The 25,707-nt window shown below is 46.7% G+C and carries 17 protein-coding genes; 7 read left to right on the forward strand and 10 right to left on the reverse strand.

Going from position 1 to position 25,707, the window contains the following annotated elements; translation table 11 throughout:
- The first annotated feature begins 1 nt into the window (after nucleotide 1).
- From ACF8EG_RS06895 to ACF8EG_RS06910, 4 genes are all read left to right on the forward strand, one after another.
- Nucleotides 2-892 (forward strand): N-acetylglucosamine kinase, encoded by an 891-nt coding sequence (locus ACF8EG_RS06895; protein WP_023584006.1) that lies wholly within the window; start codon nucleotides 2-4, stop codon nucleotides 890-892.
- Nucleotides 893-900: 8 nt separating this feature from the next.
- Nucleotides 901-2,820, forward strand: coding sequence for a beta-N-acetylhexosaminidase (locus ACF8EG_RS06900; protein WP_024702439.1), 1,920 nt, complete (start codon nucleotides 901-903; stop codon nucleotides 2,818-2,820).
- Nucleotides 2,821-2,904: 84 nt separating this feature from the next.
- Nucleotides 2,905-5,313 carry a GH36-type glycosyl hydrolase domain-containing protein gene (locus ACF8EG_RS06905; protein ID WP_069507396.1) on the forward strand — a complete coding sequence of 803 codons (2,409 nt, stop codon included), beginning with the start codon at nucleotides 2,905-2,907 and terminating at the stop codon, nucleotides 5,311-5,313.
- A 106-nt stretch (nucleotides 5,314-5,419) separates the two neighbouring features.
- Complete coding sequence (locus ACF8EG_RS06910) at nucleotides 5,420-6,832, forward strand: phosphoglucomutase/phosphomannomutase family protein (RefSeq protein WP_005488437.1); 1,413 nt, start codon at nucleotides 5,420-5,422, stop codon at nucleotides 6,830-6,832.
- A gap of 154 nt (nucleotides 6,833-6,986) precedes the next feature.
- On the opposite strand, the gene ACF8EG_RS06915 is transcribed toward ACF8EG_RS06910, so the two are convergent.
- The 10 genes from ACF8EG_RS06915 to hrpB form a co-directional block, all read right to left on the reverse strand.
- On the reverse strand, nucleotides 6,987-8,018 hold the full coding sequence (locus ACF8EG_RS06915; protein WP_005461276.1) for an ABC transporter ATP-binding protein: 1,032 nt from the start codon (nucleotides 8,016-8,018) through the stop codon (nucleotides 6,987-6,989).
- Nucleotides 8,018-9,643: an iron ABC transporter permease gene (locus ACF8EG_RS06920; RefSeq protein ID WP_023584004.1), complete on the reverse strand. Its 1,626-nt coding sequence runs from the start codon at nucleotides 9,641-9,643 to the stop codon at nucleotides 8,018-8,020. Before ACF8EG_RS06920 ends, ACF8EG_RS06915 begins: the two co-directional genes overlap by 1 nt.
- Before the next feature lie 99 nt (nucleotides 9,644-9,742).
- Nucleotides 9,743-10,756, reverse strand: coding sequence for a Fe(3+) ABC transporter substrate-binding protein (locus ACF8EG_RS06925; protein ID WP_005479089.1), 1,014 nt, complete (start codon nucleotides 10,754-10,756; stop codon nucleotides 9,743-9,745).
- Nucleotides 10,757-10,907: 151 nt separating this feature from the next.
- Nucleotides 10,908-12,137 carry an ammonium transporter gene (locus ACF8EG_RS06930; RefSeq protein WP_005490371.1) on the reverse strand — a complete coding sequence of 410 codons (1,230 nt, stop codon included), beginning with the start codon at nucleotides 12,135-12,137 and terminating at the stop codon, nucleotides 10,908-10,910.
- Nucleotides 12,138-12,163: 26 nt separating this feature from the next.
- Nucleotides 12,164-12,502, reverse strand: coding sequence for a P-II family nitrogen regulator (locus ACF8EG_RS06935; protein WP_005386570.1), 339 nt, complete (start codon nucleotides 12,500-12,502; stop codon nucleotides 12,164-12,166).
- A 188-nt stretch (nucleotides 12,503-12,690) separates the two neighbouring features.
- Nucleotides 12,691-13,059, reverse strand: coding sequence for a YacL family protein (locus ACF8EG_RS06940; protein ID WP_069507397.1), 369 nt, complete (start codon nucleotides 13,057-13,059; stop codon nucleotides 12,691-12,693).
- A gap of 98 nt (nucleotides 13,060-13,157) precedes the next feature.
- Nucleotides 13,158-15,755 carry a bifunctional aconitate hydratase 2/2-methylisocitrate dehydratase gene (gene acnB / locus ACF8EG_RS06945; RefSeq protein WP_005480203.1) on the reverse strand — a complete coding sequence of 866 codons (2,598 nt, stop codon included), beginning with the start codon at nucleotides 15,753-15,755 and terminating at the stop codon, nucleotides 13,158-13,160.
- A 268-nt stretch (nucleotides 15,756-16,023) separates the two neighbouring features.
- Nucleotides 16,024-18,339, reverse strand: a complete 2,316-nt coding sequence (locus ACF8EG_RS06950; RefSeq protein WP_031814042.1) for a patatin-like phospholipase family protein — start codon at nucleotides 18,337-18,339, stop codon at nucleotides 16,024-16,026.
- 87 nt (nucleotides 18,340-18,426) lie between these two features.
- Nucleotides 18,427-20,799, reverse strand: coding sequence for a penicillin-binding protein 1B (mrcB, locus tag ACF8EG_RS06955; protein WP_069484914.1), 2,373 nt, complete (start codon nucleotides 20,797-20,799; stop codon nucleotides 18,427-18,429).
- On the reverse strand, nucleotides 20,792-23,260 hold the full coding sequence (gene hrpB, locus ACF8EG_RS06960) for an ATP-dependent helicase HrpB (protein ID WP_069507398.1): 2,469 nt from the start codon (nucleotides 23,258-23,260) through the stop codon (nucleotides 20,792-20,794). Before hrpB ends, mrcB begins: the two co-directional genes overlap by 8 nt.
- A gap of 66 nt (nucleotides 23,261-23,326) precedes the next feature.
- Here hrpB and sfsA point away from each other — a divergent pair, with 66 nt between their 5' ends.
- The 3 genes from sfsA (at nucleotide 23,327) to gluQRS (ending at nucleotide 25,703) form a co-directional block, all read left to right on the forward strand.
- Nucleotides 23,327-24,043 carry a DNA/RNA nuclease SfsA gene (sfsA, locus tag ACF8EG_RS06965; RefSeq protein ID WP_020841252.1) on the forward strand — a complete coding sequence of 239 codons (717 nt, stop codon included), beginning with the start codon at nucleotides 23,327-23,329 and terminating at the stop codon, nucleotides 24,041-24,043.
- Nucleotides 24,044-24,179: 136 nt separating this feature from the next.
- Nucleotides 24,180-24,626: an RNA polymerase-binding protein DksA gene (dksA, locus tag ACF8EG_RS06970; protein ID WP_005490361.1), complete on the forward strand. Its 447-nt coding sequence runs from the start codon at nucleotides 24,180-24,182 to the stop codon at nucleotides 24,624-24,626.
- Between the two features lie 192 nt (nucleotides 24,627-24,818).
- Nucleotides 24,819-25,703, forward strand: a complete 885-nt coding sequence (gene gluQRS / locus ACF8EG_RS06975) for a tRNA glutamyl-Q(34) synthetase GluQRS (protein ID WP_021450009.1) — start codon at nucleotides 24,819-24,821, stop codon at nucleotides 25,701-25,703.
- The last annotated feature ends 4 nt before the right edge of the window (nucleotides 25,704-25,707 follow it).

The raw sequence follows: 25,707 nt of genomic DNA on the forward strand, positions 1-25,707 counted from the left end.
CATGGGGATGTATTTTGTTGGTATCGATGGTGGCGGCACGTCATGTCGAGCCAGGATTAAAGATTCACAAGGTAATTTTCTTGGCGAGGCCAAAAGCGGCAGCGCCAACATCATGCTAGGTGCTGAAATTGCAATGGCTTCGATTCTTGAATCCATCACTTCGGCTGCCGAGCAAGGCGGTCTGACACAACAAGATTTCGCATCAATGCATGTCGGCTTAGCCCTTGCAGGTGCTGAGCACAAAGCATCTTGGCAAGCCTTTATGTCTCTTCCTCATCCGTTTGCCAGTATGACTCTTAATACTGATGCTTACGGCGCGTGCGTTGGTGCACACAATGGCGAAGATGGCGCAATCATGATCGCAGGAACGGGCTCTTGTGGCATCTACCTTAAAGGATTGGAGCAGCACGTTGTCGGTGGTCGTGAATTCCCGATTTCGGATCAAGGTGGCGGCGCAGTGATGGGGCTTCGCCTAGTTCAACAAGTTTTGTTAGCAGAAGATGGCATCAGGGAGAAAACGCCTCTAGCACAACACGTCATGGCGCATTTCGAAAATGACGTTGATAACGTGGTGGCTTGGTCTAAACAAGCGCTTCCTCGTGATTATGGCCAGTTTTCTCCTGCTATTTTCCAACATGCAGAACAAGGTGATGCACTGGCAATTGAGATGCTGAAGCAAACTGCAGCTGATATAGAAATGTTTCTCGTGGCATTAAACAAGCGCGGCGCAACGCGTATTTGTTTAATGGGCAGCATTGCTGAACGTATTTTACGTTGGCTTTCGCCACCAGTTCAGCAATGGGTTGTTGAGCCACAGTTTGACGCGATTGAAGGCGCAATTATGTTTGCAGGTAAACCTGAACATAACCTTTACTCGCTCAGTGCGGCGTAGGAGTAGATATGGAATATCGTGTTGATCTCGTCGTCCTATCAGAACAAAAGCAAAACTGCCGTTTCGGACTGACTTTCCATAACTTGAGCGATCAAGATCTCCACAATTGGAGCCTGATTTTTGCTTTTGATCGCTACATTCTGCCGGATAGTATTTCGAATGGTCAGCTCAAGCAAATTGGCAGCTACTGCACCCTCAAACCAGAAGGGTTGGTGCTGGCAGCTAACCATCATTTTTACTGCGAGTTCAGTATTGGTTCGAACCCATTCCGTTACTATTCTGATGGATTCAATGAAGCCTTGGTCAACTTTGAAGTCAACGGCAACCTGCAGCGAGCTCAAGTCGATGTCACGCCGATCGTATTGGCTTCGCCGTACCGTGAACGTAGTGAGATCCCTTCCAGCTTGACGCATGCGCAGCCTTTATTGCCAAAACCAAACCATATAGAAGTCAGCGATCACTACTTTAGCTTTAATCATCAAGCTGGCGTTGCGGTTTATTCAAACTTAGCCAATTCAGCTAAAGAGTGGTTACTTGAAGAGCTTAAGCGCATTCATCAATTTGAGTTCGCATCAGACAATGGCAGTCAGATCATCTTCAAAGGCAACCCAACCTTGGATGAAGGCGCCTACAAGCTGAAGGTAGCAGAAGAGTCTATCAAAATTGAAGCTGGCTCTTCGTCTGGTTTTACCCATGCTTGTGCAACGTTATTGCAACTGATCAAAGTTGGCGATCAACCAGCCTCAATGGAAGTGGTTTGCTGTTCAATCAAAGACCGACCACGTTTTCGTTACCGCGGTATGATGCTAGATTGTGCTCGCCATTTTCACTCCGTTGAGCAAGTCAAACGTTTGATCAACCAGTTGGCTCACTACAAGTTCAATACATTCCATTGGCACCTTACCGATGATGAAGGTTGGCGAATTGAGATCAAATCATTGCCTCAACTAACCGATATTGGCGCATGGCGTGGGTTGGATGAAACCAATGAGCCACAGTACACGCACCTTGCTGAGCGTTACGGCGGTTTTTACACTCAAGAAGACATCAAAGACGTGGTTGCCTTTGCTTCTAAACGAGGCATCACTGTTATCCCTGAAATCGATGTACCAGGCCACTGCCGAGCTGCCATCAAGTCATTACCACACCTATTGGTAGAAGCAGAAGATACCACCGAATACCGCAGCATTCAGCATTACAACGACAATGTCATTAACCCAGCTCTGCCGGGGAGCTATGAGTTTATCGACAAAGTGTTGGAGGAAGTCTCCGCGTTGTTCCCTGCCCCTTATGTTCATATCGGTGCGGATGAAGTACCTAACGGCGTATGGTCAAAAAGCCCAGCGTGCCAAGCACTAATGGAACAACTGGGTTACAGCGACTACAAAGAGTTACAAGGGCACTTCTTGCGTCATGCCGAAGACAAACTGCGCAAACTTGGCAAGCGTATGCTCGGTTGGGAAGAAGCACAGCATGGCGACAAAGTTAGCAAAGACACAGTGATCTATTCGTGGTTAAGCGAAGAAGCGGCGTTGAACTGCGCGCGCCAAGGTTTCGATGTGGTGCTACAACCAGCGCAAACCACCTACCTAGATATGACCCAAGATTACGCACCAGAAGAACCGGGCGTGGATTGGGCTAACCCGTTGCCGCTAGAAAAAGCTTACAACTATGAACCACTCGCTGAAGTGCCAGCCGACGATCCAATACGTAAACGCATTTGGGGCATTCAAACAGCATTGTGGTGTGAAATCATCAACAACCAGTCTCGCATGGACTACATGGTCTTCCCGCGCTTAACCGCAATGGCAGAAGCATGTTGGACAGACAAGCAACACCGAGACTGGACCGACTATTTATCACGTTTGAAAGGACACCTACCGCTGCTTGATTTGCAGGGAGTGAATTACCGTAAACCGTGGAAGTAATACAGAGCTGATGTAGAAACATCACGCTTGAAGAGTTTTTAAATTTTGGCTGCAGACGCAGCTTTGTAAAAAGGAAATACACAAATGAAATACGGCTATTTCGATAACGAGAATCGTGAATACGTCATTACTCGCCCTGATGTACCTGCTCCTTGGACCAACTACCTAGGTACAGAAAAATTCTGTACCGTTATCTCGCATAACGCAGGTGGCTATTCGTTCTACAACTCTCCAGAATACAACCGTGTTACTAAGTTCCGTCCAAATGCGACATTCGATCGCCCAGGACACTACGTTTACCTACGTGATGATGAGACGGGAGATTACTGGTCAATCTCTTGGCAACCAGTTGCCAAAAGCCTAGACGAAGCGAACTACGAAGTTCGTCATGGTTTGTCGTACTCTAAATTCAAGTGTGAATACAGCGGCATTAGCGCAACCAAAACGCTCTTTGTACCAAAAGGCGAAGATGCAGAAATTTGGGATGTGGTCATCAAGAACACCTCTGACAAACCGCGTACGATCAGTGCATTCTCATTTGTTGAGTTCTCGTTCAGCCACATTCAATCAGATAACCAAAACCACCAGATGTCTCTCTACTCTGCTGGTACGTCATACAACGAAGGTGTGATTGAATACGACCTGTACTACAACACTAACGATTTCGAAGGCTTCTACTACCTAGCGTCAACGTTTGATCCAGATTCATACGACGGTCAACGTGATAGCTTCCTAGGTCTATACCGCGACGAAGCAAACCCATTAGCAGTAGAACAAGGTAAGTGTTTTAACACCGCACAAACGTGTTACAACCACTGTGGCTCTCTGCACAAGCAATTTACTATCCAACCAGGTGAAGAAGTTCGCTTTGCTTACATTCTGGGTATCGGTAAAGGTAACGGTGAACGTCTGCGTGCTAAGTACCAAGACCTTGCAGAAGTCGACAATGCATTTTCTGGCATCAAAGCACACTGGGATGAGCGTTGTGGCAAGTTCCAAGTGAAATCGCCAAACGAAGGCCTAGACACCATGATCAATGCTTGGACGCTATACCAAGCAGAAACATGTGTGGTTTGGTCTCGCTTTGCTTCGTTCATCGAAGTGGGTGGTCGTACTGGTCTTGGTTACCGCGATACGGCGCAAGACGCAATTTCCGTTCCTCACGCGAACCCGAAAATGACTCGTAAGCGCATCGTTGATCTACTGCGTGGTCAAGTAAAAGCGGGTTACGGCCTACACCTATTCGATCCTGATTGGTTCGATCCTGAAAAAGCAGATGTTAAACCATCTAAGTCTCCAACGGTTGTTCCTACTCCGTCCGATGAAGATAAGATCCACGGTATTGAAGACACTTGCTCTGATGATCACCTATGGCTAGTACCAACCATCTGTAAATACGTGATGGAAACCGGTGAGCACAGCTTCTTCGACGAAGTGATTCCTTACGCGGATGGCGGTGATGCAACCGTGTATGACCACATGAAAGCTGCGCTAGACTTCTCAGCTGAATACGTGGGTCAAACGGGCATCTGTAAAGGTCTACGTGCCGACTGGAACGACTGTCTAAACCTAGGTGGCGGCGAGTCTTCAATGGTGTCTTTCCTACACTTCTGGGCGCTACAAGAGTTCATCGACCTTGCAAAATATCTAGGCAAAGAAGCTGACGTTGAGAAATACACCGAGATGGCAGCAAACGTGCGTGAAGCGTGTGAAACACACCTTTGGGACGAAGAAGGCGGCTGGTATATCCGTGGTCTAACGAAAAACGGCGACAAGATTGGCACAGCGCAACAAAAAGAAGGTCGTGTACACCTTGAGTCAAACACTCTTGCGGTGCTGTCTGGTGCGGTATCTCAAGAGCGCGGTGAAAAGGCAATGGACGCAGTCGACGAGAATCTATTCTCTGAATACGGCCTACATCTGAACTCACCATCATTCGCAACACCAAATGATGATATCGGCTTTGTAACGCGCGTTTACCAAGGCGTAAAAGAAAACGGTGCGATCTTCTCACATCCAAACCCATGGGCTTGGGTTGCTGAAGCAAAATTGGGGCGCGGTGACCGTGCGATGAAGTTCTACGATGCACTCAACCCATACAACCAAAACGACATCATCGAAAAACGTATCGCAGAACCGTACTCCTACGTGCAGTTCATTATGGGTCGAGACCACCAAGATCACGGTCGTGCAAACCACCCATGGCTAACTGGCACATCTGGTTGGGCTTACTTCGCAGTGACCAACTTTATCCTTGGTGTGCGCACAGGTTTTGATGGTCTAACTATCGATCCATGTATTCCAACTAACTGGCCTGGATTTGAAGTCACTCGTCAGTGGCTAGGCGCGACTTACAACATCAAAGTTGTTAACCCTGATTCAGTCAGCAAAGGCGTGAAATCTATCACTCTGAACGGCGAAGCTATCACTAGCGCATCAGTACCAGTTCAAGCGGAAGGCTCCGTGAACGAAGTGATCGTAACACTAGGTTAATCGCTTAAAAATGCCCCAATGCACTTTTGCTCTTTAGCTTGTGCATTGGGTTCGCTAGCAAAATTTTAAGGCGCGGTGTATTGCCGCCCTTATTGAGGTTCGAATCATGATCAAATTTGGTACAGGCGGTTGGCGCGCATTCATCGGTGAAGAATTCACTAAAGATAATGTTCGTTTGGTTGCTCAGGCAGTAGCAAACATCACTAACAGAGAATCAGTGGCAGATCGTGGCTTTGTCATTGGCTATGACCGACGTTTTCTGTCTGATAAAGCGGGCCGTTGGTTTGCCGAAGTTTTAGCGGCAAATGGCATTGTAGTCAGCTTTATCGATAAGTTTGTTCCAACGCCAATCGTGATGTTCAAAGCAAAAGAGATGGGCTGTGCATATTCAGCGTGCATCACCGCATCGCATAACCCTGCCGATTACAATGGCATCAAAGTCTTCATTGAAGGTGGTCGTGATGCCGATGAAATCATTACCGAGAAAATTGAAACTCAAATTTCTACACTTACCGCACAAGATGTGAAAAGTGTCGATTTTGACCAAGCGGTTGAAGACAAGTTAATTGAAATCATCAACCCGATGAACGAGTTTGTTGATTCAATCATCGACTTTATCGACATTGAAGCAATCAAAAAAGCCAACCTTCGTGTGCTGATTGACCCGATGTTTGGCGTCGCGAAAAACGCACTGCAAACCGTCCTAATCAACGGCCGCTGTGAAGTAGACGTGATCAACGACGGAAAAAACCCAGACTTCGGCGGTTTAATGCCTTCTCCAAGTGCTGCGACCCTGTACCGCTTGATGCACCTTGTCGAGCAAGAAGGCTACGACATCGGTATTGGGACTGACGGCGATGCAGACCGTCTTGGTATCATCGATGAGAAAGGCAACTTCATTCATCCAAATGAAGTGCTGATTCTTCTGTATTACTACCTATTGAAATACAAAGGTTGGAAAGGCTCAGTCGTACGTAACATCGCGACAACACACCTATTAGACAAAATCGCCGAAGATCACGGTGAGAAATGTTTTGAGGTTCCAGTGGGCTTCAAACACATCAGCTCGCAAATGGAAGCAGATGACTCACTGATTGGTGGAGAAAGCTCTGGTGGTTTAACTATTCGCGGTCATATCAAAGGTAAAGATGGTGTGTTCGCATCAAGCTTACTGGTTGAAATGATCTCGGTAACGGGCAAAAAGCTGTCTGAGCTACTGGATGAAATCTATGGCAAGTACGGCTACGCGTACATGGCAGAAGGTGATTGCAAATTCAAACCAGCGCAAAAAGAAGTCCTATTCAACAAGATATATGTTGAAAAACAACTGCCTGAGTTTGAGTTCGATATTGAAAAAGTCAGCTACGAAGATGGCGCGAAAGTCTACTTCAAGAACGGCGGTTGGATCATCGCGCGCTTCTCTGGTACTGAGCCATTACTACGTATTTTTGCAGAAATGCAAGATAAGGACACTGCGGAACGTGTTCTTCAACAGTTTAAAGACTTCTTGTCTCTATAACTGACCTTGTGCCCGCTTCGAGCACAATGATGAGAGCCGACGCTGTCTGGAAAAGGCGATCATCAACAGGAGAAGAGCACTTGCCCGGCATCACTGCCGGGCTTTTTTGTATCTATAAATCGAGAATGGATTCGCAATCCCGTATGCAGAGACATTAAGCGAACGCTAGCACGCCTTGAGTTTCGATCTTCACAGCAACACGCTCACCGATATGAAGCGGCTGTGATGCGATAGCCAGTAGACGATCACCATTAGCATCAATCACATAACGACAATGATCACCCATGAAGTGCTGCTCAAGCACAGTGACCGCACTGTCTTCATCCGACTGAATTTGGACATGTTGTGGTCGCAGTAGTAATGAACAAGCAGATTGCATTTGAATCTCTTGCTGTGCACTCGCCTCAACTACACCAATATGGGTTTCGTATTCCGTATCTGAAATGCGCGTTGCGGCTAGGTAGCTACCACCACCTAAGAAGTCTGCAACAAACTTGCTCGAAGGTTGGTAGTAGAGTTCTGAAGCCGTGCCGTATTGCTCAATAACACCGTGGTTCATCACCGCCATTTTGTCGGCAAACGCAAATGCTTCTTCACGACTGTGAGTCACGAAAATCGCTGTAACGCCTTGTGCCTTAAAAATCTTACGGATCTCGCTGATTAACTCGTGACGAACCTGAGTATCAATATTCGAAAACGGTTCATCCAAAAGCAGTAAATCAGGGCTGTAAGCCAGAGAACGGGCAATCGCAACGCGCTGTTGTTGACCACCAGAAAGCTGATGTGGATAACGGTCGGCGTAACCTTGAAGGTGCACGAGTTCTAGCATTTCATCGACTTTCGCGCGTTTTTCTTGTGCAGATTGATGCTTCAGGCCAAAGGCTATATTTTGCGCAACTGTCAGATGAGGAAATAGTGCATAATCTTGGAAGATCATTCCGATATTGCGCTCTTCTGGCGGCAACCAATTTTCACCATCATCAATCGTCTGACAATTTAAGCTCATTTGACCAGAAGTAAGAGGCAGCAAACCAGCAATCGCTTTCAATAATGTCGTTTTGCCACAACCACTCGCCCCTAAAAGACAAACAATTTGCCCCTGTTCCACTTCAAGCGACAAAGATTCTAAAACGGTTTGAGCATCGTATTGGCAAGTTAGGTTTTTAATTGATAGTGCGCAGCTCATCAGTGATTTTGCTCCAGTGAACGGTTAACAACAACAAGCGGGATCAACCCAACAAGAACCAACAATACAGCAGGCAGAGCTGCCAATTCTAAATGCTCATCCGAGGCAAAGTTATATACGTATGTTGCCAGTGTTTCAAAATTGAATGGACGCAGAAGTAGAGAGGCATTGAGCTCTTTCATCGACTCAATAAACACCAACAATGCCGCGATCAGTGCACCACGTTTTACCAGTGGAAAGTGCACTCGCCACAGCATCGTATTTGGCGTACATCCCATCGTGCGTGACGCCATATCTAACGATGGAGAAATTTTATTTAGATTACTTTCGATACTACCAATCGCAACAGCTGAGAAACGCACCACCATCGCAAAGATCAACGCAAACATTGAGCCTGAGAAAATCAGTCCCGGCCTACCCCATTCCATCGCCTTCGCAATATCGTTTACGCGATAGTCCATAAACAGCACGGCAACCATCACGCCGATCGCCAATACCGTTCCAGGTACTGCGTAGCCCATTGAGGAAAGACGCATAAAAGCAAGGCTTTCACGTTTGCCATTGACTCGGTGAGTAAAGTTAACCACAAGAGCAACGGCCACGCCGATGATCGCAGCAATGACAGACACAACAAGACTGTTCCACGCGTACTCACGGAATTCTGGTGTCCAGCTTTGCTCAAAGTAAGTAATGGAGTAATCAATCAACTGAAGTAATGGCAAAATGAACGCCACAGCAACCAGCCCCCAACACCACACCAGTGCCGCCCATTTTTTCCAGCCACTTAACTCGTAACGAAAATCTTCATGGCTGTTAAATTGGCTTTGGAATAGTTTCTGCTTTCTGCGGCTATAACGTTCTGTACTGAGTAGCAGCACAACAATCAACAGCATAATTGCGGAAATTTTAGCGGCCGCGTTAAGGTTAGAATAACCAAGCCACGTGTCGTAAACCGCTGTCGTTAATGTGTTAACGGCGAAATAGCTGACAGTGCCGAAGTCCCCAATGGTTTCCATCGCCACCAGCGACAAACCCACGGCAATAGAAGGCCGCACCAAAGGCATCGAAATACGCCAAAAGCTCTCCCAAGGTGAGCATTTCAGCAAGCGGGCACTTTGCAGCAGTGAAACATTCTGTTCCATAAACGCCGCGCGGCACAGTAGATACACGTAAGGGTATAACACTAGAGACAGGACAAAGGTCGCCCCCGGTAAGGTTCGAATATCAGGGAACCAATACTCGCCAGGTCCCCACCCGGTGACATCACGCAGGAATATTTGAATTGGACCAGCAAAGTCGAACCAATCCGTAAATATGTAACCAATAATGTAACCCGGCATTGCCAATGGCAATACAAGCGCCCACTGTAACCACTTTTCCGTTGGCAACTTACACATTGCCATCAACCAAGCGCTTGGAATACCGAAAATAAGAGACAGGACCATAACCCCAATCGTTAAGACGACGGTGTTATAGATATAGGTTGGCATCACCGTCGACATCAAATGTGTAAACAGGTTATCCGTTTCACCAATTGCGGTGTAGAAGATCGCTAAGATCGGCAAAACCAGTAACAGAGTTATCGCTCCACTACTGGTTTTCCATAGAGAATGTCTATCTTTCATTGCCTAATTACTGCAAGGCTTTATGAAATACAAATGCTGGTGCAAATACATCTCATATCCTTTAATCAAATGGGGGTATAGTTATACCCCCACAAGGAATTAAAGGTCAAATTTCACTTCATCTAGTAGCTTAATCGCTGCTTCATGGTGAGAAGCGATATCATCTAGAGAAAGCGTGTCTGCTTTAAAGTCGCCCCAAGATTCCACAAGTTCAGAACGCTTAACGCCTTCTTTTACTGGGTACTCGTAGTTCACTTCTGCGTACATCTTCTGAGCGGTTTCGCCAGTCAAGAACTCCATTAGCTTAAGCGCGTTATCTCGGTTTGGAGCGTATTTCGCCATCGCCATACCAGAGATGTTCACGTGCGTGCCTGTTGTTTCTTGATTCGGGAAATTGATGTAAACCGCATCAGCCCAAGCTTTTTGCTCTTTGTCGTTAACCATTTTGCCTAGGTAGTAGCTGTTACCCAAAGAAACATCACATAGACCTTCTTTAATCGCTTTTACTTGTGCACGGTCGTTACCTTGAGGTTTACGAGCAAGGTTCGCTTTTACGCCTTCCAACCATTCTTTCGTTTCTGCTTCGCCGTAGTGAGCGATCATCGAAGAAACAAGAGATACGTTGTATGGGTGCTTGCCGCTGCGAGTACAAATCTTACCTTTGTATTCTGGTTTGGCTAGATCAGCATAGTTAAAGTCCGCACCTAGTTTGCCAACACGGTCGCGAGAAGAGTAAACACTACGAGTACGTAGCGTAAGTGCAAACCACTCATTCTCTTTGTCTTGGTACTGAGCTGGTACATTTTCTTCAATGATCTTGCTATCAACTTTCTGAACTAGACCTTTGTTTGTCAGTTCTGCTAGACGGCTGATATCAGTAGTCAGGACAACGTCCGCTGGGCTGTATTCGCCTTCCTGAGCTAGTTTCTCTGCTAGACCTTCCTTCGCAAATTTAACGTTTACTTTGATGCCAGTTTCTTTAGTGAACTCGTTGAACATTGGTTCAACTAGAAAAGGTTGACGGTAAGAGTAGACGTTCACTTCTTCAGCTGCCATTGCTGTTGGAGCTAGAGTTGCGCAAGTCAGTGCTGAAAGAGTTAGCAGTTTTTTCATTGTTTAATCCTTTACCATGCTAATGATAACGTTTATCAGTTGCGTTATTATATGTATGTTCAATAAGAAAACAACGACCAAAATAAAAAAACCTGCTCATCGGAGCAGGTTTTTACATACCGAGAATGTAACTATTTATTACAAGGCATATTTACTTCACAGTTACGAATTCAGGGTAAGCACCAACACCACAATCGTGCATATCCATACCTTCCATTTCTTCCTCTTCCGTAACTCGAATACCAACCGTAGCTTTAAGAATCGCCCAAACCACTAGGCTTGCACCAAATACCCAAGCAAAGATCACTGCGGCACCAAGAAGCTGCGCACCAAACGTCGCTTCACCGTTGCTTAGAGGAACAACCATTAGACCGAAGAAACCACAAACACCATGAACTGAAATTGCACCTACAGGATCGTCAATCTTCAGTTTATCGAGACCGATGATGCTAAATACCACTAGCGCACCCGATACCGCACCGATTGCTACAGCATACAAAGGTGATGGTGATAGTGGGTCTGCCGTGATAGCGACCAAACCAGCCAGCGCACCGTTAAGGATCATGGTTAAATCTGCTTTACCCCAAGTGGTTTTACACACAAACAATGCAGCAATCGAACCCGCAGCCGCAGCCGCGTTCGTGTTAAGGAAGATTTGACCAACCGCTGTTGCGTTTTCAAAGTCTGAAACCATCAATTGAGAACCGCCATTGAAGCCAAACCAGCCGAACCAAAGAATAAACGTACCCAGTGTTGCTAATGGCATGTTCGAGCCAGGAATTGGGTAGATTTCACCGTTTTTACCGTATTTACCTTTACGAGCACCAAGCAGTAACACGCCAGCTAGCGCCGCAGACGCACCTGCCATATGAACAATACCTGAACCCGCGAAGTCGCTAAAGCCAGCTTCAGATAGGAAGCCACCGCCCCATGTCCAGTAGCCTTCCATTGGGTAAATGAACGCGGTCAAAACAGCTGAGAACAGCAAGAATGACCAAAGCTTCATGCGCTCTGCAACGGCCCCCGAAACAACAGACATCGCTGTTGCAACAAATACCACTTGGAAGAAAAAGTCGGATTCAAGAGAATGGTCTGCGCCTTCACCCTGGGTACCAATCAACCCACCGAACGATGGTAACCAACCGCCTTCTCCGTTATCGACGTACATAATGTTGTAACCAATAACAAGGTAAGTGGTACACGCTATCGCGTACAAACAAAAGTTTTTGGTTAGAATCTCAGTTGTGTTCTTAGAACGCACTAGACCCGCTTCTAACATGGCAAAACCTGCTGCCATCCACATTACCAACGCACCGGAAATGAGGAAGAAAAAGGTGTCGAGTGCGTAACGTAACTCGGTTACTGTTGTTGCTAATTCCATAATAGTGTCTCCAATCCCTTGAATACTTAAAGTGCTTCTGCGTCCATTTCACCCGTACGGATGCGCACCGCTTGGTTCAGGTCGTACACAAAAATCTTACCGTCGCCAATTTTTCCGGTCTGCGCCGCTTTTGTGATCGCCTCTACAACGCGATCAACATTGTCTGCATGTGTCGCAATTTCTATTTTGACCTTCGGTAGAAAGTCCACTTGGTATTCCGCACCGCGGTACAACTCAGTGTGACCCTTCTGGCGACCAAAGCCTTTCACCTCTGATACTGTCATCCCTTCGATACCGACATCAGCCAATGCCTCGCGAACATCGTCTAACTTAAACGGCTTAATAATGGCGTTGATTATTTTCATGCAATTCTCTCCGAAGCTTTCATCCTGAAACACTTCTAATAATCCAATCTGCGTGCCAAGTTTTTAAGCCATTGAATTAGATAGATTTATAGTAATTTATAGGTTTATAAACAAAAAAGGCGCACCGATATGGTGCGCCTTTTTCACAAATATAAAGCAATCCCGATGGGATTACCCAAAAGTGTGCATTAAATGCTCAAAAAGTCTTTCCATTGCTCAATCAGTGCAACAAAGTCTTCAATGCCGCAGCTTGCTGTACTCTCTGCATCATAGAAATCAAACTCACTTTCCATCTCTACATCGTAATCGTGCGATAGAGCGTTCTCCTGCACCAGAACTTCATCCCCTTGAATCATCAAGCTGATCTCAGTGCCTGTTAAAGTATACTCTTGAGAAGGAAGAGAAAACGCCTTATCAATTAAGGCTTCTACTTGAGCAATCTTCGCTGGATCTTTCCCGATTTCTTCTTGTAACCAGCGCCCTACGATCTCATGCCCCATGCTGCATTTTACGTAGTACTCGCCCATCAACGTATTACGGATGAATTCAAATTCCATCGAGGTTGCCTTTTCGTATCAATTTGGTGCGGAGTATAACGAATTACGTCCATAAAAAAAGCACCTCAAGTGAGGTGCTTTTCGTCGTTTAGCTTTGCTTATGCTGGCTCTTGGAAGATAACTTCATCAGCTTTCTTGGTGTACTGTTCCATTTTATGGAAGTTCAAGTAGCGGTAAGTATCTGTTGCCGTTGCGTCGATTTGCTTCGCGTATTCTAGGTATTCTTCTTTGGTTGGAATCTTACCTAGGATTGCACCTACTGCTGCTAACTCCGCAGAAGATAGGTAAACATTCGCGCCAGTACCTAGACGGTTCGGGAAGTTACGCGTAGACGTAGACATGACTGTCGATTTGTCAGCAACGCGTGCTTGGTTACCCATACATAGTGAACATCCTGGAGTTTCAATACGAACCCCTGCACGTCCGAAGATGCCGTAGTAGCCTTCTTCTGTCAGTTGGTCTTTATCCATCTTCGTTGGAGGCGCTACCCAAAGGCGCGTCGCTAACTGACCATTGAACTTATCAAGCAATTTACCTGCAGCACGGAAGTGACCAATGTTCGTCATACAAGAACCGATGAACACTTCATCAATCGCAGTGCCTTGTACTTCAGATAGCAAACGAGCATCATCTGGATCGTTTGGTGCACACAGTACTGGCTCGTGGATTTCGGCCATGTCGATTTCAATCACATGCGCGTATTCCGCATCTGAATCCGCTGACATCAATTCAGGTTTCGCCAACCACTCTTCCATCGCAGTGATACGACGCTCGATTGTACGGCGGTCACCGTAGCCTTCCGAGATCATCCACTTAAGCATCACGATGTTCGAGTTTAGGTACTCTTCGATTGATTCTTGAGATAACTTAACGGTACAACCCGCAGCAGAACGCTCAGCTGACGCATCAGACAATTCGAATGCTTGCTCAACCGTTAGTGTTTCTAGACCTTCAATCTCAAGGATACGGCCAGAGAATTCATTCACTTTACCGGCTTTTTCAACAGTCAGTAGACCTTGTTGAATCGCGTAGTAAGGGATGGCATGAACTAGGTCACGAAGTGTGATACCCGGTTGCATCTTGCCTTTAAAGCGAACCAAAATTGATTCAGGCATATCCAATGGCATAACGCCTGTTGCCGCTGCGAATGCAACCAGACCAGAACCAGCTGGGAATGAAATACCTAGCGGGAAACGAGTATGCGAGTCGCCACCAGTACCGACAGTATCTGGCAGTAGCATACGGTTTAGCCACGAGTGGATAATGCCATCGCCTGGACGTAGAGAAACACCGCCACGGTTCATGATGAAATCAGGAAGTGTATGGTGAGTATTCACGTCAACTGGTTTAGGGTACGCAGATGTGTGACAGAACGACTGCATAACTAGGTCTGCTGAGAAGCCAAGACACGCAAGGTCTTTAAGCTCATCACGCGTCATAGGACCCGTTGTATCTTGAGAACCTACGGTTGTCATCTTAGGCTCACAGTAAGTGCCCGGACGAACACCTGCTACACCACATGCTTTACCAACCATTTTCTGTGCAAGCGTGTAACCCTTGCCAGAATCAGCGACTTCACCAGGTTTACGGAATACATCAGAAGACTCAAGACCTAGAGCTTGGCGCGCTTTATCTGTTAAACCACGACCGATGATCAGTGGGATACGACCGCCAGCACGGACTTCATCAATCAGCACGTCTGTTTTTAGAGAAAACTCAGCGAGTACTTCACCTGTTTCGTGGTTACATACTTTGCCTTCGTATGGGTAAACGTCGATAACGTCGCCCATATTCAACTTCGTTACATCAACTTCGATAGGCAGCGCGCCCGCATCTTCCATTGTGTTGAAGAAGATAGGCGCAATTTTACCGCCAAGCACGTAACCACCAGCGCGTTTGTTAGGTACGTAAGGGATATCATCGCCCATGAACCATAGCACTGAGTTAGTTGCAGATTTACGAGAAGAACCAGTACCAACAACATCACCAACGTACACTAGCTGGTGACCTTTTGATTTTAGCTCTTCGATTTGTTTGATTGGACCGATGGTGCCTGGCTGGTCAGGGTTTATACCCTCACGTTCGTTTTTCAGCATCGCAAGCGCGTGTACTGGAATATCAGGGCGAGACCATGCATCAGGAGCTGGAGAAAGATCATCCGTGTTCGTTTCACCTGTCACTTTAAAGACAGTCAGCGTGATTTTTTCTTCAAGCTTAGGCTTAGATAGGAACCATTCAGCATCCGCCCAAGATTGAAGCACTTTTTGTGCATGAGCATTGCCTGCTTTCGCTTTCTCTTCTACATCATAGAAAGCATCAAACATCAGTAGCGTATGAGACAGAGCTTTCACAGCGATTTCAGCCAAGGCTTCATCGTCTAGTAGCTCAACTAACGGTGCAATGTTGTAACCGCCTTGCATTGTACCCAGTAGCTCAGCCGCTTTTTCTCGGCTTACAAGCGGTGAAGACACTTCACCTTTTGCTACTGCAGTCAGGAAACCAGCTTTAACATAAGCAGCTTCATCTACACCTGGTGGAATACGGTTTTCTAGTAGGTCAAGAATGAACTCTTCTTCACCTTGCGGGGGATTTTTCAGAAGTTCTACAAGTCCAGCAACTTGTTCTGCGTCTAGCGGTTTAGGAACAACTCCTTCGGCAGCACGCTCTTCGACGTGTTTACGGTAGGCTTCAAGCACGACTTTTTCCTCTCATTGCGGTTCCTCCTCTATTATTACTATTGTTAAAGTAAAGGAGTGAACATCCTTGGAAACTTGGCTCTCCATTGCCCTTGTTTTCATTCAATTCTGATTGAGAAACAGCGCCGTAGAGGCCAAACTGTGGGCAAAAGAATAGCAAATTTAACCTTAAATTAAAATCTTATCATTTTGACCAACATAGCAACTTACGACTAAAGTCCTGCTAATTTTGACCAAATATGCCAAGGTTTTGCTTTCTACAGCCCAATTATTTAAACGACGTTCCTACGATCAAATACACAGCTTCCATATTCTGCTCCGTACGACCGTATGCCAACATAATAGGTCCAATTGGCGAGTCCACACCAAAGAAAATTGATGCGGCGTTATACAATGGTGCTTCATTCAATTTCAGATCGTTGTCTGACCATGTACCGCCATGTTCTAGCGACGCGCCAACATAAACTGGCGCTTCAAACAATCCAAAATCATTGTCGAACCATTTGTAGCGATATACCAAGCTGCTGAAGAATAAGTTTTGCCCTATCAAGCTGTTTCTCGGTATGCCTGACAAATGCAAAAAGCCCCCTAACTCACGAGGGTCCAGCGTTATCGACGAATTTTTACTTTGCACAAAGCTGTATTCTGCTTGTCCGACTAAAGTATGACGCTGATAGCTCATTGCCCCCTTAAATCGAGCGTCAATTTCATACACTGTATCTTCCACAATATCTTCAGGCTTGGACTGACCTATCTCTTGAGGGCTGGTATCGTGAGAAACCAAATATTCTAGGTCGACCAACAAACCTCGCGTAGGAAAAGCAAAATCATCGAGGGTGTCTAAGCGGTAATTGGCAAACAAGCCTCTTCGCTCAAAATCTAGATTGCCTACAGACGCCAATGTCGATAACTCAATGCTACCCGAAGAGTATCGACCGCCCAATCTCAACTCTTGCCACAACGTAGGCTGAATACCAATCGCTATCTCGGAAACAAACTCGGTATAAGACACTGGCAAAAAATCGTTCACCGAACTTAAACTCGAGTCATCATCACTGACCGGCAAGTTTCGCCCTTCACTGCTGTACGCCACCTTACCAGCAACAAAAAACTCTTGGCTCGACAGAACCGGAGAATACAGCTCCGCCTCAATGAGCTTATCTGTGCCCATCTCAACGTTGAGTGCCATTTCAGCACCGTGCGAGTTTAAGTTGGTAAAGTTAGTCGACATCCCTATGCCGTATTGGCTGTCGGTATCAAAGTCATCTTCGAGGAAGAAACGGAAGTTAAGGTAGTTTGGCCCCCAAGATTTTTCGTTAACGTCAAACACCAATAAATTCGAACCATCGACTTCTTCAAAGTGATAAGTAATTAACTCAAATCGGTCCAATGCATAGAGGTTTTCTACCGCTTTTTCGATTTCAGCCGTTTCGATTTTACGGCCAGTTTCCAGTTCCAAACGGTTGGTCAACAAAACATCGCTATAGTGGGTATTGTTTACAATCACAATCTCATCCACTACGCGATCATCACCGTAAACGAGCTTCTTGCGAACTTCCTGCTTATGGTCGATGTACTTTTGATACTCCGCGTTTGATAAACGTAGTCCCACTAGCTTCGACTCCATTTCTTTGGTGATGTCATAGCCAGATTGAAAAGCCCAAGGCATTTTGTCGAACTCGACGGTTTCCATTTGGCCGACATTGGGACGAATGTAAACATCGTGTTCTTGCAGGGTTTCGACTTGCTGCTGGGTACTGCGACGCACCAGATAGTTGGAGAGTTGGTCTGCAACGGTAAACAGCCCAGTAAAATCATCTTCGGTTTTGTAGTCGGTACTGATGTCTACCGCGATAACCACATCCGCGCCCATCGCACGCGCAACATCCACTGGCATGTTGTTGACCACGCCACCGTCAACAAGCATGTGGCCATTTAACTTATACGGAGGGAGCGCACCGGGTACAGACATACTGGCCATCATGGCATCAACTAAATAACCATTGCCGATCACCACTTCGTCCAGTTCTAAAATATCTGTCGCAACGGAACGGTAAGGAATGGCAAGCTCATCAAAGGAGTCAAAACGTCCGAGGTTGCCTGTGGTCTCGCGCAACACACGCAACATGTTTTGCCCTTGAACCACACCAGTTGGAGCACGAACCTCGCCGAACCGTAAACCAAGGTCGGTCGTGATTTGATAGCGGTCTTCATATTCTTTGTCACGAACGCGACGCTGACTGCGATCGACGCGATCACGATAACCACTGTTCCAATCAACAGAATAGATAAAACTTTCGATTTCATCGGCGCTCATGCCTGTCGCGTACAAGCCGCCAACATAAGCTCCCATGCTTGTCCCTGTGATGATATCGACAGGAATGTGCATTTCTTCTAGCGCCTTGAGTACACCAATGTGGGCTGAGCCTTTTGCGCCGCCACCAGCGAGAACAACCGCGACTTTAGGACGAGTCGGAGTATCCTCATTTTTGACTTGAGCAACAGAAGGAGTGGCTATCAAAAACAAACTTACCCACAACGCGAAATAGCGCGACATCGGGCTTGATGACAGCGTTTTGAACATCCACTTCTTCCTTTACTGAATACTTGATCACTAATATGTACTAAGAATTGACCAGTGAAACAAGTCCATGTTGTTGATTTGGAGATCCTACCAATCAAACAAACTATTCAACCAGTTAGATTTTTTCTCACACTGTTGTTTGATTTGACCCGTTTTATCCCATACTGGAAGTTTGTAATCGCTGCGGCAATTCATCTCTAAACCACCGTTGGAGGTCGGTTTAAAGCCAAGCGTCGTCACTTCTTTAGGCCAAGGCAACTCCAAACGCTCAGGAATTCGCTGCGCCAAGTATTCCGCGTAAACACGCAATGCACCGCTTGACCCCGTAAGGTTGATTGGCTTGTTGTCATCACGGCCTAGCCAAATGGTCGTCACTTCACGGCCATCAATCCCGACAAACCAGCTATCACGAGTATCGTTACTGGTGCCCGTTTTTCCCGCCAATGCAGCCCAAGCGAATTGGCTTTGAAGGTAGCGGCCTGTACCTTGTGCGACACCTTGTTTCATCGCGTAAGTCGTTAGCCAAGCCGCTTGTTCATCAACCGCGCGAGAGGAACGAGGCAACGATTGATAAAGCACGTTACCTTCCATATCGATGACGGAACGAAGCGCGGTCAACTTAGCGCGTTTACCCGAGTTAGTCAGTGTTTGGTACATTTGCGCCACTTCAAATGGCGTCAATGAAAACGAGCCCAAGAACATAGAAGGCACAGGACGAATCTCATCTTTGTTGACGCCTAAACGTTCAAGCGTGCCAGACACTTCTGGAATACCAAGCTCCATCCCCAACCTTACCGTTGGTACATTCAGTGACTTCGCAAGCGCAAGGTAAAGTGGCACATCACCGCGGTATTTACGGTCGTAGTTACGCGGAGTCCACACCGAGCCTTTGCTACCTTTCAAACTTAGAGGCGTGTCGTGCAGCGTCGTCCCCAAATTGTATTTGTCTGGCTGTTCAAGCGCGGTCAGGTAAATCGCCGGCTTGACCAACGAACCAATTGGACGACTAGCATTAAGCGCACGGTTAAAGCCTTCATAACCCACGCGTTTACCACCAACCATGGCACGAATTTCACCACTGTGGCGATCAACAGCCACGGCAGCAGCTTCAAGCTCTTTGCCGCCTCGCTTCGCTAAATCCGGTATTTTCTTCGCGATCGCCTGCTCCATTTTACTTTGAGAGACAGGATCAAGAGACGTAAACACGCGCAGACCAGTTTCAGCCTTGAAGCGATCACCGACCTTCTCTTTCAGCTCGATATTCAATTGCTGGAAGTATGCAGGCTGACGGCTCGCAATACGTGGTTTGCTTTGTGTATCAAGAGGTCGACTCACAGCTTGTTCATATTGCTGCGATGTGAGCATGTTTTGTTGCATCAGCAATCGAAGCACCAAGTCTCGACGCTCTTTAGTGCGCTCAGGATAGCGAACAGGATTGTAGTACGACGGTCCTTTCACCATGCCCACCAGCATCGCAAGTTGATCAATTCGCAACTCTTGGATTGGCTGCCCAAAGTAGTAGCGCGATGCTAAGCCAAAACCGTGGATCGCTTCGCCGCCGCTTTGGCCCAAATACACTTCATTGAGGTAGGCTTCTAAAATGCGGTCTTTGCTGTAACGGTAGTCAAGAATAAGCGCAATATAAGCTTCGCGCACCTTACGCCACAGCGTTTTATCACGGGTTAGAAATAAGTTTTTCGCTAGCTGCTGCGTTAAGGTACTGCCACCTTGCACGGTGCGACCCGCTTTGATATTCGCCACTAAAGCACGGGCAATAGCCAATGGTGAAACACCATCATGCTGATAGAAGTCTCGGTCTTCTGTCGCCAACAAGGCATCAACTAAAATTTCAGGGAATTGGTCACGACGTAAGAACAGACGTTGCTCATCACGATCTTTTTCAAGCATCCCCAGCATCTTTGGCTCAAGGCGCAAGTAGCCTAGATCGCCTTTTGACTCTAAAGATTGAATACGCTGTAAACCGCTGTCTGAGAAGTGCAGCATGACGTGGCGATCCGGTTCTGGGCCATCAGCAAATTCAAAAGGACGGCGAATCAGTTCAACACGAGTCGAAGAAGAAGAATACTCACCAGGGTAACGAGGCTGACTTACCTTGCGGTAGTTCAGTACATCTAATTCGTTGCGAAGCTCTTGAATGGTGATGTTTTCACCTGGATTGAGGTTCAAAATGCGCGCGTACACAACGGTAGGCAATTCGAATAGCTGCCCATCAAAGCGTTCTTTAACCACACTATCTAGGTAAATACCAACAAACAGCAACACCGCAGCAAGAGCAACGCCGGCTTTCCAGCTGAAAGACCACAACACTTTGAGCCAAGAACGTTTCTCGTTGGTTGGCTTTTTACTCGGCGTGCGACGAGGGCGTTTTGTGGTGCCTTTGCTGGCTGTACTTTTCTTCGCAGGCGCTTTCTTAGCGCTTGGCTTCTTACTGTCAGTCATTATTCAATTGTCTTTTCGTTTTCGTTGTCGCTACGTGGTTTGCCGGGTCATCAGGCCACCTGTGTTTTGGGTAGCGCCCTTTCATCTCTTTTTGAACGTCTTTGTAACTTCCATTCCAGAAAGCCGCCAAGTCTGACGTCACTTGCAGTGGACGTTGTGCGGGAGAAAGTAGTTCAAGCACCAAACGCTTGCGGCCAAGGGCCACCGTTGGCGACGTACTTTCCCCAAACACTTCTTGCATTCGCACTGACAATACGGGCTCATGCCCATGTTGATAGCGAATGCGCTTTTTAGTCCCAGTCGGTAACTGATAATGTTCTGGCAACCATTCATCCAAGTGTTGATTGAGTGGCCAGCCTAATCGAGCATTAAGCGCTTCGACCAAGTTTATCTTGCTCAGATCTTTCACCGAAGCGACCGACGTCATGTACGGTTCTAACCATTCGTCTAATGAATCCAACAAACTGGCTTCATCAAACATTGGCCATGCTTGCTCAGGTAACCAATCCACCGCACAGCGAATACGTTCAAGCAGGCTTTCCGCTGCCGGCGTCCAGTTTAGACTGCTTAAGCCCTGACGGCGGACATAAGTGAGTAAAGCTTGTGTCATTTTTTCTTTACCCGGATTAGGTAATGACACCCTTTCAATCACCAATTGACCGAGTTTTCGTTGTTTCTCGGCCACTAAACGCCCTTTCTTTTCATCCCAATCCACTACTTCTTCAGTAGAAAATAGCGAATCAAAAGTCGTTTGCAATATATTGACGTCCAATTCACACGCTAAATGTATTTGGCTCGAATTGGAATGAGACCGCATCAGATCAATCGCGACCAAGTACTCACAGCCGCCTAACATATCGTCAGGACGACATTCTGCACCATGACCATTCGCTAGTGCAAAGCGACCAAATTGATTGGTGCGTTGCTGAGCGATCCTATCGGGAAACGCCAAGCTCAACACCAACGGCAATACATCTTCATCCACTTCTCGAAGGCTAAACATGGTATCGAGTTTATGCGCAAGAGATTGTGCGCGCTTCAATAACAACGATTTTTTCGGATGAGAACCGGACAACCAACGATGCAAGCTATGTGCGATATTCGTTGTATTACGCTCTGGCTCTTCAATTAGGGCGACAGCCGCCAAAGCGACATTTACCATCTTATCGCTGTGGGATTGCGATTTAATTAACATCGCTGCCGCGCGAGGTTCTACGCCCAAGTCATGAGCCTGCTTTCCTTCCGCAGTCAGTTGTCCTTGCTCGGTAATAAGCCCTAATGAAAACAACAACTGCTTAGCTTGTTGCAGCGCGGCAGCAGAAGGAATATCGAGCCATTTTAGCTCATGAATATCGGTCGTCCCCCAAAACGCCAGCTCCATTACCAAGCTCGCAAGATCGGAATGCAAAATCTCAGGTTGTGGCACTTGTGGCTGTTGCTTGAGTTGACTTTCTGAATAGAGGCGAACGCAAATCCCCTCTTCAATCCGACCAGCACGACCAGCTCGCTGGATGGCAGACGATTGAGCAATACGCGTTTGTTCCAATCGTGTAAGGCCATTTTTCAAGTCAAAACGCGCAACACGCTCCAAACCAGAATCCACCACAAGGCGAATACCTTCAATTGTCAGAGAGGTTTCCGCAATGTTGGTTGCCAATACGACTTTGCGCTTACCTTTTTCTGCAGGAGAGATGGCTTTCTGTTGCTCAGTAAAGCTCAACTGACCATACAACGGGCATACTTCAACATCGTCCGGTAAGTGCGATAACCGCTCTTGCACTTGCTTAATGGCCGCCACACCGGGAAGAAACGCAAGCAGAGAGCCTGACTCTTTATTCATCAAACTCTCTATATTTTTTGCCATTACCGTTGGAAGATGATCGTTGGCAGTCAGCGGAGCATAGCGAGTTTCCACGGCAAAGCTGCGCCCTTCAGATTCAATATAACAAGCTTCCGGCAGTAAGGATTGCAACGCTTCTTGCTCCAACGTTGCCGACATCACCACCAGCTTAAGATCGTCTCGCAATGCTTCTTGAACTTCCAAGCTAAGCGCCAAAGCCGTATCGGCATGAATACTGCGCTCATGGAACTCATCAAAAATCAGCAAATCGACGCCATCTAGCTCAGGGTCATTTTGGATCATGCGAGTCATGACCCCTTCAGTCACAATTTCTAACTGAGTAGAAGCACTTACCTTTGTCTCGCCACGAACGCGATACCCCACTCGCTGGCCAACTTGCTCGCCAAGTTGCTCGGCCAAATATCTCGCGATATTGCGCGCGGCTAATCGTCTTGGTTCAAGCATGATGACTTTCCCAGTCACCACTTGGTTTTGGATAAGTTGTAAAGGGAAATACGTCGATTTACCCGCACCAGGCGCGGCTTTTAAAATAACCTGATGTTGATGTTTGACCGCCGTAAGTAGCTGGGGCATCACGGCTTCAATCGGCAATTGTGACAAAGGAAATACCTTGTGGTGTAATGGTGGCAACATTGTACATAAAAACATTCCCGTCTAAATAAGCAAATGCAATTCAAACCCGCTTTAGAGTCAGCCACTCTACTTAAACGCTACAAACGCTTCCTTGCTGATATCGAATTTGATAATGGTGAGCTGCGCACCATCCACTGTGCGAACACCGGTGCGATGACAGGTTGCGCGACACCCGGTGATAAAGTTTGGTTTTCAACGTCCGACAACCCAAAACGCAAATACCCCAACAGCTGGGAGCTAAGTGAAACCGCGCAAGGGCATCGTATTTGTATCAATACTGCCCGCGCCAACCAATTAGCCGTTGAGGCTATTGAAAATAATGTCATTTCAGAGCTTTGCGGATATGACACACTTCAAACTGAAGTGAAATATGGCAATGAAAATAGTCGAATTGATATCTTGCTCAGCGCAAGCGACAAGCCAAAGTGCTATATAGAAGTGAAAAGCGTCACTCTTCTTGATGAGACAGGCTCAGCTGGACAAGGATACTTCCCAGATGCCGTCACGACTCGTGGTCAAAAGCACCTGAGAGAGCTCACAGAAATGGCACAAAATGGAAGTAGAGCCATACTTTTATTCACTGTTTTACATTCAGGTATTGAAAAAGTATCCGCGGCACACCATATAGACGCGAAATATTCACTATTACTCAAACAAGCACAAGACGCCGGAGTAGAAGTTCTCTGCTATAAAGCCGAACTGAGCAATACTGAAATGAAGCTAATTTCCGCTATTGATTTTATCAATTAAGAGAAAAAATGATGTCGTCTTCACATTGACGACAACTTTGCGATTCAGTGTTTGCTTGCACCGCCTCTTTTTGCTATAGATACCCGCCTTAAATTGACTGCGTAGCAGTTGACTAGGTGTAAGTAGGAGATGCTGTATGCCAGAAGCAAAGAAGAAAACGATCGGCATCCTAGCCATTGCCGGCGTGGAGCCATATCAGGAGAAGCCTGGTGAAGAATACATGTCACCAGCGCAGGTTGAACACTTTACGAAAATCTTAACAGCTTGGCGTGACCAACTACGAGCTGAAGTAGATCGTACCGTTCACCACATGCAGGACGAAGCAGCAAACTTCCCAGATCCAGTTGACCGCGCCTCTCAAGAGGAAGAGTTCAGCCTAGAACTGCGTAATCGTGACCGTGAGCGCCGTTTGATCAAGAAGATTGAAAAAACATTAGACAAAATCAAAGAAGATGATTTTGGTTTCTGTGAGTCTTGTGGCGTTGAGATTGGCGTTCGTCGCCTTGAAGCACGTCCAACTGCAGACCTTTGTATTGACTGTAAAACACTTGCAGAAATCAAAGAGAAGCAGATGCAAGGTTAATCACCACGCATTTGATTACTGAAGGGAGCTAAGGCTCCCTTTTTGTTTTGGCTAATATCAGTCCCGTAAGCGCTCAGAACCACAAACACTCTCCACAGGCAAAACGCTATTGCCACTTCGTGTTTACAAAACCTAGCTGAAGCGTTACTTACGATGACTAAACTGTACATCTAATAAATTCGAGATACACCCATGGCACGCTACGTAGGTCGATTTGCCCCATCCCCTTCTGGCCCATTACACTTTGGCTCATTGATTGCTGCGCTTGGCAGTTATTTTCAAGCCAAAGCAAACAACGGAATTTGGTTAGTACGCATTGAAGATCTTGATCCACCAAGAGAAATGCCCGGCGCTTCGCAACTGATTCTAGAAGCGCTTAAAGCTTACCAGTTGCATTGGGATGGAGAAGTGGTGTATCAAAGCGAGCGTCATGACCTTTACCAAGCACAGATCGACGCTTGGCTCGACAACGGTGACGCCTATTATTGCCAATGCACTCGCAAGCAAATTAAAGAGCACGGTGGCTTTTATCCGGGAACTTGCCGAGATAAAAACTTGAAAGAAGGCGCGATTCGCCTAAAAATGACCAAACCCGTCGCCCGCTTCCTCGATCAGAAACATGGAATGATTGAGATTCCAGAGCAATTGGTTAATGAAGATTTCATTATTAAACGTCGAGATGGATTATTTGCTTATAATCTTGCGGTAGTATTGGACGACATCGACCAAGGGGTTACTGAAGTGGTTCGAGGTGCAGACCTGATTGAACCAACAGGACGCCAAATCAGTTTGTACCAAATCCTTGGACAACCTGAAGTTAGCTACTTGCATTTACCATTGGCGATGGATGACAACGGCAACAAATTGTCGAAACAAAATCACGCGACAGCTATTGATATCGAAAACCCTAAGCCAGCTTTATTGCATGCCATGACGTTTTTAGGCTTTGATGTGCCTGAAGAAATAAAAGCCGCCAGCATGAACGAAATTCTTCGTTGGGGCTGCGAAAATTGGCGCTTAGAACAACTGCCATCAGAGATCGAGATCACACCGCGATTCTCAAATGGCACTGTGTAGGCTA

The sequence above is a fragment of the Vibrio sp. YQ_11 genome (genome assembly GCF_043103065.1).
In the GTDB taxonomy this organism is placed as follows: Bacteria; Pseudomonadota; Gammaproteobacteria; order Enterobacterales; family Vibrionaceae; genus Vibrio; species Vibrio parahaemolyticus.

Coding starts and splice junctions, on each gene's coding strand:
- ACF8EG_RS06940 (WP_069507397.1), bottom strand. CDS start 13,059: ATGGAATTTGAATTCATCCGTAATACGTTGATGGGCGAGTACTACGTA.
- dksA (WP_005490361.1), top strand. CDS start 24,180: ATGCCAGAAGCAAAGAAGAAAACGATCGGCATCCTAGCCATTGCCGGC.
- mrcB (WP_069484914.1), bottom strand. CDS start 20,799: ATGACTGACAGTAAGAAGCCAAGCGCTAAGAAAGCGCCTGCGAAGAAA.
- ACF8EG_RS06935 (WP_005386570.1), bottom strand. CDS start 12,502: ATGAAAATAATCAACGCCATTATTAAGCCGTTTAAGTTAGACGATGTT.
- gluQRS (WP_021450009.1), top strand. CDS start 24,819: ATGGCACGCTACGTAGGTCGATTTGCCCCATCCCCTTCTGGCCCATTA.
- ACF8EG_RS06930 (WP_005490371.1), bottom strand. CDS start 12,137: ATGGAATTAGCAACAACAGTAACCGAGTTACGTTACGCACTCGACACC.
- ACF8EG_RS06895 (WP_023584006.1), top strand. CDS start 2: ATGGGGATGTATTTTGTTGGTATCGATGGTGGCGGCACGTCATGTCGA.
- ACF8EG_RS06950 (WP_031814042.1), bottom strand. CDS start 18,339: ATGTTCAAAACGCTGTCATCAAGCCCGATGTCGCGCTATTTCGCGTTG.
- ACF8EG_RS06915 (WP_005461276.1), bottom strand. CDS start 8,018: ATGAGCTGCGCACTATCAATTAAAAACCTAACTTGCCAATACGATGCT.
- ACF8EG_RS06905 (WP_069507396.1), top strand. CDS start 2,905: ATGAAATACGGCTATTTCGATAACGAGAATCGTGAATACGTCATTACT.
- ACF8EG_RS06910 (WP_005488437.1), top strand. CDS start 5,420: ATGATCAAATTTGGTACAGGCGGTTGGCGCGCATTCATCGGTGAAGAA.
- sfsA (WP_020841252.1), top strand. CDS start 23,327: ATGCAATTCAAACCCGCTTTAGAGTCAGCCACTCTACTTAAACGCTAC.
- ACF8EG_RS06900 (WP_024702439.1), top strand. CDS start 901: ATGGAATATCGTGTTGATCTCGTCGTCCTATCAGAACAAAAGCAAAAC.
- ACF8EG_RS06925 (WP_005479089.1), bottom strand. CDS start 10,756: ATGAAAAAACTGCTAACTCTTTCAGCACTGACTTGCGCAACTCTAGCT.
- ACF8EG_RS06920 (WP_023584004.1), bottom strand. CDS start 9,643: ATGAAAGATAGACATTCTCTATGGAAAACCAGTAGTGGAGCGATAACT.